Genomic DNA, 13,135 nt, shown 5'->3' with positions numbered 1-13,135 from the left:
GGTCAGGATCAGGAGGTGCGCCAGACGATTTCCTGCTCGCCATCGGCGCTGACACGGATCCAGCGGTCGGCGTCGTCTTCGCCGTCGTCCTCGACCCAGGTGCCCGGTGCGCAGCGCACTTCCACGCCCAGGGCGGCGAAGGCGGCGCGGGCGCAGGCGATGTCGTCGTCCCATGGCGTCTGGTCACTTTCCAGGAACAGGCTGTTCCATTTGCCGACCGCCTTGGGCACCCAGGTGACCGGGATGTCGCCAGCGCTGCATTTCCAGGTCTGGCCTTTCTGCTTCCATTCGCTGCAAGGGCCCAGGGCGGTGCTCAGCCAGGCAGTAATGGCCTTGTGATCGACGTCTTCGTCCTTGAGGTAAATCTCGATATCGGGTTGACGCATGATGGCCTCGATTGAATGTTCAGCGCAGGACGAAATGATCGTAGCGCATGGAGACGGTGACCTTGAATGGCCCGGGGTGCTCGATGAGCGCCGTGCGGCGCTCGGCGCTGGCGCGCCAGCCGTGCGGGGTCATGGCCAGCAGGTCGGCGCGCGATTGACCGTCGATCAGCTTGAGGGTGTAGGTCAGGGTCTCGCTGTGGTCCAGCTGCATGCCTTCCGGGACCAGGGCCAGGTGCTTGTCGTCGGCATAGTCGCGGACCTCGTCGTAAAGCTTCTGGCGCATTTCCATCAGGTGGCCGCGGGTGGGGCCTACGCGCAGCAGGCCGCCGCCGGGCGTCAACAGGCGCTTGGCCTCCTGCCAGTCCAGCGGGCTGAACACGCTGGCGAGGAACTGGCAGCTGGCGTCGGGCAGCGGGATGCGTGCCATGCTCGCCACCAGCCAGGTCAGGCCGGGGTGGCGCCGGCAGGCGCGCTTGACCGCCTCGCGGGAGATGTCCAGGGCATAGCCGTCGGCCTTGGGCAGCGCCTCGGCGATCTGTGCGGTGTAGTAACCCTCGCCGCAGCCGATGTCCAGCCAGCGCGCCGGGGCGCGTTCGGCGGCCAGTTCGGCGAGTCGGCGGGCCACCGGGGCGTAGTGCCCGGCGTCGAGGAAACGCCGCCGCGCTTCGACCATGGCCTGGTTGTCGCCCGGGTCGCGGCTGTTCTTGTGCTGCACCGGCAGCAGGTTCAGGTAGCCCTGGCGGGCGCGGTCGAAGCGGTGGTTGGCCGGGCAGGCCACACCGTTGTCGACAGGCGCCAGCGCAGCGCTGCAGATCGGGCAGGTCAGCATCAGGCGAGCAACTTCACCAGGGTCTGGTAGTAGATCTCGGTCAGCACGTCGAGGTCGCTGGCCAGGATGCGTTCGTTGACCTGGTGAATGGTCGCATTCACCGGACCCAGCTCGACCACCTGGGTGCCCAGCGTGGCGATGAAGCGGCCATCGGAGGTGCCACCGCTGGTCGAGGCCTGGGTTTCGCGGCCGGTGACCTCGCGGATGCTCGCCGACACGGCGTCGAGCAGCGCGCCCGGCTCGGTGAGGAACGGCAGGCCCGACAGCGCCCAGTCGATATGCCAGTCCAGGTCGTGCTTGTCGAGGATATCCGCGACCCGCTGTTGCAGACCTTCCACCGTCGATTCGGTGGAGAAGCGGAAGTTGAACACCGCGACCAGCTCGCCAGGAATCACGTTGGTGGCGCCGGTGCCGGAATTGATGTTGGAAATCTGGAAGCTGGTCGGCGGGAAGAACGCGTTGCCTTCGTCCCAGTGCTCGGCAGCCAGTTCGGCCAGGGCCGGGGCGGCCAGGTGGATGGGATTCTTGGCCAGGTGCGGATAGGCCACGTGGCCCTGTTTGCCGCGCACGTGCAATGTGGCGCCCAGCGAGCCACGGCGACCGTTCTTGACCACATCGCCGACCAGTGTGGTGCTCGACGGTTCGCCGACGATGCACCAGTCCAGGCGCTCGTTGCGCGCCGCCAGGCGCTCGACCACCGCCTTGGTGCCGTGGTGCGCCGGGCCTTCTTCGTCACTGGTGATCAGAAAGGCGATCGAGCCCTTGTGGTCGGGGTAGTCGGCGACGAAACGCTCGGTGGCCACCACCATCGACGCCAGGCTGCCTTTCATGTCCGCTGCACCACGGCCACAAAGCATGCCCTGCTCGTCGATCAGCGCCTCGAAGGGGTCGTTCTGCCAGGCCTGCACCGGGCCGGTAGGCACTACGTCGGTATGACCGGCGAAGCACAGCACCGGGCCGTCGCCATTGCCGTGGGTGGCCCAGAAGTTGTCGACGTCTTCGATGCGCATCGGTTCGAGCTTGAAACCGACTGCGCCCAAGCGTCGCATCATCACTGCCTGGCAATCGGCATCGAGCGGCGTGACCGACGGCCGACGGATCAGGTCGCAGGCCAGTTGGAGGGTGGGCGAGAGGTCGGCTGGGGCCGTCATGAACAGGACTCCGGTTGCTGGGCGGGGGCGAAAAGGCCGTTATCTTAAAGCAAAACGCCGCTGTTCGGGGTGCCAGCAGGACAGAAGCGCCATGGCCAGGGCGGCCAGGCAGGGCAGTGACTGCACCGCCAGCATGACAGTCCACATCATCATGTCCGGGTCTTCCCAGCCACGCCGCAGCAGCAGCGCGCCGAGCAGCGCCCAGATGACCGCCAGCAGGCCCAGTTCTTCGCGGGCATGGCCGATGGCCCTGGCCAGGCCCGGTGCCCGGTCCTGTTTGGCCGTGCGCAGAAACGGCCGGTAGCGGGTGCACAGCCCCGCCAGCACCGCACGACCGATGGTCGGGTACAGGGCGACGCCGGCCAAGGTTGCCGCCAGGCCTTCATGCCATACCCGCGCGCCATGAGCGCGGTACAGATACGCCAGGCGCATCAGGCGCATGCCGAAGACCGTTACCGGCACAGCACTCAACAACAGCGGAGGGGCCGCCGTTGCCTGGGGCCACAGGATCATCGCCAGCGAGGCGAGCACGGCTGCGCCCAGCAGCAGGGTGTTGCAGCCTTCCAGCAACCAGGCGGCCCAACCGGCGAGGAAGTGATAGCGCTGCGCGGCACTCAGTTGCGTGCGATGGCCGAGGATCAAGGCGGCGGCGTGGTCACGGATGATCTGCATGGCGCCGTATACCCAGCGATAGCGCTGCTGCTTGAAGGCCTGGAAGGTGTCGGGAGTCAAGCCTCTGCCGTAACTGGCATTGCGATAGCCGCTATGGTAACCGCGCTCCAGCAGGCGCAGGCCCAGTTCGGCGTCTTCGCAAATGCATACTGTGGACCAGCGCAGCCTTTGCAGGGCCGAGCGCTGTATCAGGGTCATGGTGCCGTGCTGGATGATTGCGTCATGGTCGTTGCGCAGCAGCATGCCGCAGTTGAAGAAACCCTGGTATTCGGCCTGGCAGCAGCCTTTGAACGGGCTATCCGGGCCATCACGGTAGTCCTGGGGCGACTGCAGGATGGCCAGCTGCGGGTCGGCCAGGTGCGGGACCATTTCGTACAGCCACTCTTCGAAGACCTGGTAATCGGCATCGACGATGGCGACGACCTGCGCCTGCGGTGAGGTGTGCTCGAGCAGGTGGTTGAGTGCGCCGGCCTTGAAGCCCGGCAGGTGTTCGCTATGGAAGAAGCGAAAGCGCGGGCCCAGCCGGCGGCAGTGCTCGAGCACCGGTCGCCAGGTCTCTTCATGTGGGGTGTTGTTGTCCAGCACCAGCACTTCGAAGTCGGGGTAGTGCAGGCGTGACAGGGCATCGAGGGTCTGAATGAGCATGTCCGCAGGTTCGTCGTGGCAGGCCAGATGAATAGCGACAGGCGGCCGCCAGGCCTGGGCGTCGCGAATGGGCCGGAACGATCTGGGCTGCTCCGGCAGCCAGGTGCTTTCGAGGTCTTCGCGCACCTCCAGCCACAGGCTTGCCAATGCCCAGCCAGCCCAGGCCAGGCTCAGTGGCCAGGCGGCCCACGCCGGGAGGCCCGACAACTGGCCATGGCTGATCAGCAGCAAGCTGGCATAGATCGCGCCAGACACCCCCAGCAGTCGACGTCGACCCCTGGCTCCCGGCTGTGGCCCTCCCAGCCACCGCTTCAGGGCGTTGCGCCAGTTTTCCTGGACACTGACCGGGCCGTGCCGCTGAAGCTTGAGCCGGCGCTCGGCGCTGAACAGTCCCCAATGGGCGCCTGACGGCCCTTCGGCGGTCTTCCAGGGCTGGTCGAAGGCTTCGATGATGCAGTAGTCGTAGCCATGCTCTTCGAGGCTTTGGATCTGGCACCTCAGGCTGATGCTCTGCTCCGCGGGCGAGGTGAACAGGCGCTTGGTGCCCTGACCCTGGCTCGGCCAGCCGACTTCCGAGATCAGCAGCGGTTGCCCGGGAAACCAGGCTTGCAGTTGCTCTGCCAGCTCAAGCACATGGGTTGCGGCCTGCCGATAGTTCTTCGCCTCCCAGAAAGGCAGAATGTGCGCGGCGATGAAATCCACATGCCGAGCCAGTTCCGGGAAGTCGCGCCACAAGTGCCATTGCTGCGAGGTGGACACCGGGATATCGACCTGCTCACGGACCCGCTGGAGGGCATCGAGTAGGCGTTGCAGCGACAGGTCATGGCGATACAGGGTTTCATTGCCGACCAGGATGCGCCGGACGCAGGGATAGCGTCTGGCCAGTTCGATGGCCTGGGTGATTTCATCCGCGTCGCGGGCGCTGTCTTCACTGATCCAGATGCCCAGCGTGACCTCAAGCCCCAGCTCCTCAGCGATTTCCGGGACGTCGCGTAGTGCGCCTTCGACCGAATAGGTCCGGACGTGCCGAGTCATTGCAGACAGCAGCAACAGGTCCTGGCGTATCTGCGCCTTGTCGGGTTGTCGATGGGCATGGGGGCTCTGGCCGGATCGATAGGGGGCATAGCAGATACCCCGGACGCAGCCTGGCCAGTCGGGTGCTTGAAAGAGCTGCGTGCGACGCAGTCGCCGACCGAATGCCAGGAGCCCGACAAGCGCGATGCACAGCAGGATCAATGGCGTCATGGCGCGAGGTGTCCGGCTGAGGGGAAGAACCGTTGTTCGTCAGCATGGGCCCATGCGACAGGCCGCGAAACTGTCAGAACTGCCCACTTGCCTGAACCCCTCGAGGGCGCGGCACTCACCAAACGGGCGCGCAGGACGTATACTGCGCGCCGGTTTTCGAGGTCCCGCGCATGAGCACAGCAGATCCACGTTTCGCAGGTATCGCCCGGTTGTACGGCAACGAGGGGCTGGCGCGTCTGCGTGCCGCCCATGTGGCAGTCATCGGCATCGGCGGGGTGGGCTCCTGGGCGGCGGAAGCGCTGGCGCGCTCCGGGGTCGGCGAAATCTCGCTGTTCGACCTGGACGACGTCTGCGTCAGCAACACCAACCGCCAGCTGCATGCGCTGGAGGGCACCGTAGGGCGCGCCAAGGTCGAGGTCATGGCCGAGCGCATCCGCGCCATCAATCCCGATTGCGTGGTGCATGCCGTGGCGGATTTCGTCACTCAGGACACCCTGGCCGAATACATCACTCAAGAGCTGGACTTCGTCGTCGACTGCATCGACAGCGTAAAGGCCAAGGCGGCGCTGATCGCCTGGTGCAAACGGCGCAAGATTCAACTGGTGACCACCGGCGGTGCCGGCGGGCAGATCGACCCGACGCAGATCCAGGTCTGCGACCTGAACCGCACCTTCAATGACCCGCTGGCCGCCAAGGTGCGCTCCACGCTGCGCCGCGACTATGGCTTCTCACGCACTCCGAACCGTCACTACAGCGTGCCCTGCGTGTTTTCCAGCGAGCAGTTGCGCTACCCGATGCCCGACGGCAGCGTGTGCCAGAGCAAGACCTTCGTCGGTGAGGGGGTGCGCCTGGACTGTGCCGGTGGCTTCGGCGCGGTGATGATGGTCACCGCGACCTTCGGCATGGTCGCGGCGAGCAAGGCGGTAGACAAGCTGGTGGCCGGTGCGCGGCGCCCGGCCGAGCGCCTGCGGGCAGCGGCCGATCAGGCCTGAGTCAGCTCGCGCATGCGCTGCAGTACGGCATTCAGGCCGTTGCTGCGCGACGGAGAAAGCTGACGGCCCAGGCCCAGGCTGTCGAACCACTGCGCCACGTCGACCTGCTGCAACTGCTCGGCCGGCAGGTCGTTGACCCGCACCAGCAGCAGCGCCAGCAGGCCGCGCAGCAGGCGCGCATCGCTGCTGGCGCGGAATTGCCAGCGCCCATCGTGACATTCGCCCAGCAGCCAGACCTGGCTTTCGCAACCGTGCACCCGATGCTGTTCCGTGCGCTGCGCCTCGCCGAGCGCTGGCAGGCGTTCGCCCCACTGCATCAGCAGGCGTGCGCGCTGTTCCCAGCCCGGTTGGCCAGCGAAAGCGTCGAGCGCCGCCTGGGCCTCAGGCGACAGGCTCATGCCAGCAGCTCCAGGGCCTGGTCCAGGGCGGCGAAGAAGCGCAGCAGGTCGTCCGAGTCGTTGTACAACCCCAGCGATACGCGGATGGCACCGGACAGGCCGAGGCTCTTGAGCAGCGGCATCGCACAGTGATGGCCGGCGCGCACGGCGATACCTTGTTCGGTGAGCAGGTGGGCCAGGTCGGCGCTGTGGATGCCTTCGGCGACGAAGCTGACCAGCGCCAGCTCGGGTGCTCCGAGGATGCGGATGCGCTCGCGTTGCTGCAGGCCTTCGAGCAGGCGTTTGTGCAGGCGCGCTTCATGCTCGGCCAGCGCCTGGTTATCCAGGCTGTCGAGGTAGTCGAGGGTGGCACCCAGGCCGATGACGCTGGCGATCGGCGGCGTGCCGGCCTCGAAGCCCAGTGGTGCGGCGCGGAACTGGGCCTGGTGGTAATCGGCGTCGAGGACCATCTCGCCACCGAACTGCCAGTGCGCCAGCTGTTCCAGCGCCCAATTGCGGGCGTAGAGAATGCCGAGGCCTTCCGGGCCGTACAGTTTGTGGCTTGAGAACACATAGAAATCGCAACCCAGCGCCTGCACGTCATGCCGGCCATGCACCACGCCCTGGGCACCGTCGACCACGGTCAGTGCACCTTGCCCGCGGGCCAGGGCCAGCAGGCGTTGCAGGGGTTGCCAGGCGCCCAGCACATTGGAGAACTGGCTGACTGCCAGCAGACGGGTGCGCGGGCCGATCAGCGTCGCGGCAGCGTCGAGGTCGATCAGGCCGTGGCCATCCAGTGGCAGCACCACCAGCTTCAGGCCACGGCGCTGCGCCAGCTGCTGCCAGGGCAGCAGGTTGGCATGGTGCTCCAGGGCGCTGATGGCAATCTCGTCGCCAGCGGCGAAGCGTGGCTCCAGGCCATAGGCCAGCAGGTTGAGCGCCGAGGTGGCGCCATGGGTGAAGATGATCTGGCCGCCGGCGTCGGCATTGAGCCAATGGGCGATCTTCTGCCGTGAGGCCTCGAATGCCTGGGTGGCATGCGCGCCCGGCAGGTGCTGGGCCCGATGCACGTTGGCGGCGCCGGTGGCGTAGTAACGGGTCAGGGCATCGAGCAATGCCTGGGGTTTCTGCGTGGTGGCGGCGCTGTCCAGATAGGTCTGGCCTTGCCGGAGCAGGGCGTCGATGGCAGGAAAGTCGGCGCGCCAGGGCGAAATGAGGGGCATGGGTCAGTCCGGTTCGGTCAGGCGGGTCCAGGCGGCAGCGCCCGGACCCGAACACGGCATCAGTTGTGGGCGTGCAGGGCTTCGTTCAGCTCGATGGCCGACTTGTGGGTCTTGCACTCCACGGCGCCGGTCTGCGAGTTGCGGCGGAACAGCAGGTCAGGCTGGCCGGCCAGGTCGCGGGCCTTGAGCGTGCGTACCAGTTGGTTGTTCTCGTCGAGCAGGGCCACCTTGGTGCCAGCGGTGATGTACAGGCCGGCTTCGACGGTATTGCGGTCACCCAGCGGGATGCCGATACCGGCGTTGGCGCCGATCAGGCAGCCTTCGCCCACGCTGATGACGATGTTGCCGCCGCCCGACAGGGTGCCCATGGTCGAGCAGCCACCGCCCAGGTCCGAGCCCTTGCCGACGAATACGCCCGCCGATACACGGCCTTCGATCATGCCAGGGCCTTCGGTGCCACCGTTGAAATTGACGAAACCTTCGTGCATCACGGTGGTGCCTTCACCCACGTAGGCGCCCAGGCGCACACGGGCGCTGTCGGCGATACGCACACCGGCCGGCACCACGTAGTCGGTCATTTTCGGGAACTTGTCCACCGAGAAGACTTCCAGCAGCTCGCCTTTCAGGCGGGCTTCGAGCTGGCGCTCGCCCAGCTCGGCCAGGTCGACGGCGCCCTGGTTGGTCCAGGCCACGTTCGGCAGCAGCGGGAAGATACCGGCCAGGCTCAGGCCGTGTGGCTTGACCAGGCGGTGCGAGAGCAGGTGCAGCTTCAGGTAGGCCTCGGGGGTGGAGGTCAGGGCGGCGTCTTCGGCCAGCAGGGTGGCAACCAGCGGTTTGTGGCTTTCGGCCAGGCGGGTCAGCAGGGCAGCCTGGGCGGCGTCCACCGGCTTGACCGCTTCGGCCAGTTTCGCAGCCAGGTCGGTATTGAAGGCGATGGCCTGGTTACCACCGGTGTAGCCCAGCAGCGGCGCTACGGCGGCGACCAGCTCGGCCGATGGCTTGAGCAGGGGCAGGGCGTAGAAGACTTCCAGCCAGGCGCCCTGGCGGTTCTGGGTGCCGACACCGAAGGCCAGGCTGAATGGGGTAGTGGACATGCAGATTCCTCTTGAGTGATCGGGGGCGTCAGTGGCGCAAGGGCCTACTGCAACGCTGCCGCATAGAGTTCGGGCTTGAAGCCAATCAGGGTTCGCTCGCCGAGATCGAGCACCGGGCGCTTGATCATCGACGGTTGCGCCAGCATCAGCTCGATGGCCTTGGCCTGGTCGAGGTCGGCTTTCTGCGCCTCGTCGAGCTTGCGGAAGGTGGTGCCGGCGCGGTTCAGGACCACTTGCCAACCGTGTTCGTCGCACCAGCGGGTGAGGTGCTCACGGTCGATGCCCTGAGTCTTGTAGTCGTGGAAATCGTGGCTCACGGCGTGTTCTTCGAGCCAGGTACGGGCTTTCTTCATCGTGTCGCAGGCCTTGATGCCGTAGATGCGCACGCTGTTGCTGTCTTTGGCGGTTGTGGCCATTGCCGGTATTTCCCATGCATCGCTGAAAACAGCCGGTGATTATGCCATGGCAAACGCCACTGTGCCCGAGGCGCGTGGCGATCTGTCTGACAATCCGCACGGCGCACCACGGCAGCGCCTGTACCGTGGTGCGCGCAGGCTGTCAGCGTTGGACGAACGCACGGATCCGCTCGGCGGCCTCGATGCACTCGTCCAGCGGTGCGACCAGGGCCATGCGCACGCGGCCGGCGCCGGGGTTGAAGCCGTCGACGTCCCGCGACAGGTAGGAGCCCGGTACCACCGTAACGTGCTGTTCGGCATACAGGTCGCGGCAGAACGCAGCGTCGTCCTGGCCGACCGAAGGCCACAGGTAGAAGCTGCCGTCGGGGCGCTGCACGTCCATCACCGGGCCGAGGATGTCCAGCACGGCGTCGAACTTTTCGCGGTACAGGTCTCGGTTGGCACGTACGTGGGCCTCATCGTTCCAGGCGGCGATGCTGGCCAGCTGGGTCTGCACCGGCATGGCGCAGCCGTGGTAGGTGCGGTACAGCAGGAAGGCCTTGAGGATCTCGGCGTCGCCGGCCACGAAGCCGGAGCGCAGGCCGGGCAGGTTGGAGCGCTTGGACAGGCTGTGGAACACCACGCAGCGCTTGAAGTCCTGGCGGCCCAGTTCAGCGCAGGCGCTCAGCAGGCCCGGCGGCGGGCTCTGCTCGTCGAAGTACAGCTCGCTGTAGCATTCGTCGGCGGCGATCACGAAGTCGTACTGATCGGCCAGGGCGATCAGCTTTTTCAGGGTGGGCAGCGGTACCAGGGCACCGGTGGGGTTGCCCGGCGAGCACAGGAAGAGAATCTGGCAGCGTTGCCAGGTTTCCGGCGACACGGCGTCGAAGTCCGGGTTGAAGCCGTTTTCGCTCAGGCACGGCAAGTAGTGCGGCTGGGCGCCGGCGAGAAACGCCGCGCCTTCGTAGATCTGGTAGAAGGGGTTGGGGCTGACCACCAGGCCGTTGGCCTCGCGCTGCACCACGGTCTGGGTGAAGGCGAACAGCGCCTCGCGGGTGCCGTTGACCGGCAGGACGTGGCTGGCCGGGTCGATCCAGCCGGCCGGTACGCCGAAGCGCCGCTCGCACCAGTGACCGATGGCTTCGCGCAGCGCCGGCAGGCCCAGGGTGGTCGGGTACACGGCCATCTGGTCGAGGTTGTCGGCCAGGGCCTTGGCGACGAAGTCGGGCGACTTGTGCTTGGGCTCACCGATAGAGAGGGCGATAGGGCGCTTGTCCGGGTTGGGCGTCACGCTGCCGAGCAGGGCGCGCAGCTTTTCGAACGGGTAGGGCTGGAGCTGTTGCATCGCGTTGTTCATGAGGCAGGTCTCGAGGGTGCAGGGCGCCCGCCGCCGGGCGCCTTCGAATCAGGTCAGATACTCAGGCGGAAGCCGCCGTCCGGTTCGCTGTTGACGTTCAGTTGCTTGACGATGGCGTCCTGCAGTCGGGCGCACAGCTGCGGGTCGGAGAGCGGGTGGTTGTCGGCATCGGTGATGAAGAACACGTCTTCCACCCGCTCGCCCAGTGTGGCGATCTTGGCGTTCTGCAGCGACAGGTCGAACTCCAGGAAAATCTTGCCGACCCGCGCCAGCAGGCCCGGTCGATCCGGCGCCAGCAGCTCCAGCACGGTAACCGGGCGCTGGGCGTCGTTGTGGATGGTCACCTGCGGGGCGAAGGCGAAATGCTTGAGCTGCCGAGGCACGCGACGCTTGATGATGGTCGGGTAGTCGTCCGGGTTGCGCAGCGCTTCGGTCAGGCCCAGGCGGATCTCTTCGATGCGTTCTGGGTTGTTGCCGATCGAGCCGCCGTCGCTGTCCAGCACGATGTAGGTGTCGAGGGTGAAGCGGCTGCTGGAGGTGATGATCCGCGCGTCATGGATGTTGAGGTTCAACTGGTCCATGGCCGCCACGGTCACGGCAAAGAAGTCGTGCTGGTCCGGGGCATAGATGAAGATCTGCGTGGCGCCTTCGAACTCGCGCTGGGTGGTTTCCTTGATCAGTACCAGCGGGCCGCCGTCGGCGGGTTGCTGGAGGATCGCGTCGCTGTGCCAGGCCACGTCGCCCGCCGTGTGACGCAGGAAGTAGTCGTCGCCCAGCCCGGACCACAGTTGCTCGACGTCGTCCGGGTCGGTGCCGTTGCGCACCAGAATGTCCAGTGCGGCGGTCTGCGTGCGGCGGATCTGCTCTTCACGGTCCACCGGGTTCTCCAGGCCGCGGCGCAGGGCACGCTTGGTCTCGGTGTAGAGCTGGCGCAGCAGGCTGGCGCGCCAGGAGTTCCACAACGTCGGGTTGGTGGCGTTGATGTCGGCCACGGTCAGCACGTAGAGGTAGTCCAGGTGCACCTCGTCGCCGACGAACAGCGCGAAGTCGTGGATCACCTGCGGGTCGGAGAGGTCCTTGCGCTGCGCGGTGGTGGACATTACCAGGTGATGGCTGACCAGCCAGACGATCAGCCGGGTGTCCCAGGCCGGCAGCTGATGGCGGATACCGAAGGCCTCGGCGTCCACTGCTCCGAGTTCCGAATGGTCGCCGCCGCGGCCCTTGCCGATGTCGTGGTACAGGCCGGCCAGGTAGATGAGTTCCGGCTTGGGCAGCCGCCCCATGATCTTGCTGGCCAGCGGGAATTTCTCCGAAACCTCGGTGTACTGCAGCTTGCGCAGGTGCTTGATGAGGTTGAGGGTGTGGGCGTCCACGGTATAGATGTGGAACAGGTCGTGCTGCATCTGCCCGACGATATGCCCGAATTCCGGCAGGTACAGGCCAAGGATGCCGTAGCGGTTCATGCGCCGCAGGTTGCGGTGGATGCCGATCTCGCACTTGAACAGCTCGATGAACAGGCTGGTGTTGCGGATGTCGTGGCGGAACTCGTCGTTGATCAAGTGGCGGTGTTCGCGCAGCAGGCGAATGGTATTGGCCCGCACGCCCTTGATCTCGGGGTTCTGCGCCATCAGCACGAAGATCTCGATGATCGCGAACGGCGTGCGCTTGAACACGTTGGCGTGGGTGGCCTCGATGTAACCGTCGTGCAGCTGGAAGCGCGAATTGAGCGGCTGGGTGCTGCCGTCGTCCTCGCTGAGGATGACTTCCTCGAAATGCTGGATGATCAGGTCGCTCAGTTGGGCGATGCTCATCACCACCCGGTAGTACTTCTGCATGAAGCTTTCGATCGCGCGCTTGGACTCGGTGTCCTCGTAGCCGAGCAGGGCGGCAATGCTGCGCTGGTGGTCGAACAGCAGGCGGTCTTCGGCGCGTCCGGCGAGCATATGCAGGGCATAGCGCACCTTCCAGAGGAATTCCTGCGAAGAGGCCAGCAGATTGTTTTCGGTTTCCAGCAGAAACCCTTCGCCGGCCAGGGCCTTGAGGTTGAGGGTGCCATATTGGCGGCGTGCCACCCAGAGGATGGTCTGGATGTCGCGCAGCCCGCCCGGCGAGCCCTTGACGTTGGGCTCCAGGTTGTACTCGGTGTCGTTGTACTTGTGGTGGCGAGCCTTCTGCTCGGCGCGTTTGGCCAGGAAGAAGTCCTTGCTCGGCCACATGTGCGCGGTGCTGGTGACATCCAGCATGCGCTGGCGCAAGTGTTCGGCTCCGGCGATGGTGCGGCTTTCCATCAGGTTGGTGATCACCGTCAGGTCGGCGCGGGCCTCGACTGCGCATTCACCCACCGAGCGCACGCTCTGGCCCACTTCCAGGCCGATGTCCCAGAGCAGGGTCAGGAAGCGTTCGATGGAGTCGCGGAAGGTCTCGTGGTCGTCGCCGCCCAGCAGGATCAGCAGGTCGATGTCCGAATAGGGGTGCAGTTCGCCGCGCCCGTAGCCGCCCACGGCGAGCAGGGCGATGTCGGCGTCGCCCTGCCAGTCGAACTGGCTCCAGGCCTGCTGGAGGATGTTGTCGACGAACCAGGCGCGGTCCTCGATCAGTCGGCGAATGTCTCGGCCGGCGCGAAAACGCTGGTCCAGCACTTCTCCGGCCTGGCGGATGGCCTTCTTGAAAGCGGCGATAGGGCTGGCTTTCAGGGCCAGTTCCGCCTGGAACTGGCCGCGATCGAACAATTCGGGGTCCACCTGCGGCATGGGGCGCGCTTTCCTTCTG

The 13,135-nt window shown here is 66.1% G+C and carries 11 protein-coding genes; 1 reads left to right on the top strand and 10 read right to left on the bottom strand.

Going from position 1 to position 13,135, the window contains the following annotated elements; all coding sequences use genetic code 11:
- Positions 1-8: 8 nt before the first annotated feature.
- The 4 genes from RRX38_RS09410 to RRX38_RS09395 are packed head-to-tail and all read right to left on the bottom strand — an operon-like array spanning position 9 to position 4,928.
- Positions 9-386: a hypothetical protein gene (locus tag RRX38_RS09410; protein WP_315962319.1), complete on the bottom strand. Its 378-nt coding sequence runs from the start codon at positions 384-386 to the stop codon at positions 9-11.
- A gap of 19 nt (positions 387-405) precedes the next feature.
- Positions 406-1,215: a putative RNA methyltransferase gene (locus RRX38_RS09405; RefSeq protein WP_315962318.1), complete on the bottom strand. Its 810-nt coding sequence runs from the start codon at positions 1,213-1,215 to the stop codon at positions 406-408.
- Positions 1,215-2,366 carry a succinyl-diaminopimelate desuccinylase gene (gene dapE, locus RRX38_RS09400; protein WP_315962317.1) on the bottom strand — a complete coding sequence of 384 codons (1,152 nt, stop codon included), beginning with the start codon at positions 2,364-2,366 and terminating at the stop codon, positions 1,215-1,217. Before dapE ends, RRX38_RS09405 begins: the two co-directional genes overlap by 1 nt.
- Positions 2,367-2,405: 39 nt before the next feature.
- A complete protein-coding gene (locus RRX38_RS09395; protein ID WP_410524881.1) occupies positions 2,406-4,928 on the bottom strand; it encodes a glycosyltransferase family 2 protein in 2,523 nt (840 codons plus the stop codon).
- A 170-nt stretch (positions 4,929-5,098) separates the two neighbouring features.
- Between RRX38_RS09395 and tcdA the strand changes: the two genes are divergently transcribed.
- Positions 5,099-5,920, top strand: a complete 822-nt coding sequence (gene tcdA / locus RRX38_RS09390) for a tRNA cyclic N6-threonylcarbamoyladenosine(37) synthase TcdA (protein ID WP_315962315.1) — start codon at positions 5,099-5,101, stop codon at positions 5,918-5,920.
- Here tcdA and RRX38_RS09385 read toward each other — a convergent pair.
- The 6 genes from RRX38_RS09385 to RRX38_RS09360 form a co-directional block, all read right to left on the bottom strand.
- Complete coding sequence (locus RRX38_RS09385) at positions 5,911-6,318, bottom strand: SufE family protein (RefSeq protein ID WP_295477134.1); 408 nt, start codon at positions 6,316-6,318, stop codon at positions 5,911-5,913. The genes tcdA and RRX38_RS09385 overlap by 10 nt on opposite strands.
- On the bottom strand, positions 6,315-7,520 hold the full coding sequence (locus RRX38_RS09380; RefSeq protein ID WP_315962314.1) for a cysteine desulfurase: 1,206 nt from the start codon (positions 7,518-7,520) through the stop codon (positions 6,315-6,317). Before RRX38_RS09380 ends, RRX38_RS09385 begins: the two co-directional genes overlap by 4 nt.
- Positions 7,521-7,579: 59 nt before the next feature.
- Positions 7,580-8,614: a 2,3,4,5-tetrahydropyridine-2,6-dicarboxylate N-succinyltransferase gene (dapD, locus tag RRX38_RS09375; protein WP_295477131.1), complete on the bottom strand. Its 1,035-nt coding sequence runs from the start codon at positions 8,612-8,614 to the stop codon at positions 7,580-7,582.
- Between the two features lie 44 nt (positions 8,615-8,658).
- On the bottom strand, positions 8,659-9,030 hold the full coding sequence (locus tag RRX38_RS09370) for an ArsC family reductase (protein ID WP_315962313.1): 372 nt from the start codon (positions 9,028-9,030) through the stop codon (positions 8,659-8,661).
- Between the two features lie 142 nt (positions 9,031-9,172).
- A complete protein-coding gene (gene dapC / locus RRX38_RS09365) occupies positions 9,173-10,366 on the bottom strand; it encodes a succinyldiaminopimelate transaminase (RefSeq protein WP_315962312.1) in 1,194 nt (397 codons plus the stop codon).
- A 53-nt stretch (positions 10,367-10,419) separates the two neighbouring features.
- Positions 10,420-13,116 (bottom strand): [protein-PII] uridylyltransferase, encoded by a 2,697-nt coding sequence (locus RRX38_RS09360; RefSeq protein ID WP_295477125.1) that lies wholly within the window; start codon positions 13,114-13,116, stop codon positions 10,420-10,422.
- Between the last annotated feature and the right edge of the window lie 19 nt (positions 13,117-13,135).

Source organism: Pseudomonas sp. DTU_2021_1001937_2_SI_NGA_ILE_001, from assembly GCF_032463525.1.
Classification (GTDB): domain Bacteria; phylum Pseudomonadota; class Gammaproteobacteria; order Pseudomonadales; family Pseudomonadaceae; genus Aquipseudomonas.
The sequence above is the reverse complement of the archived record's forward strand: the minus strand, read 5'-3'. Positions and strand labels throughout refer to the sequence as shown.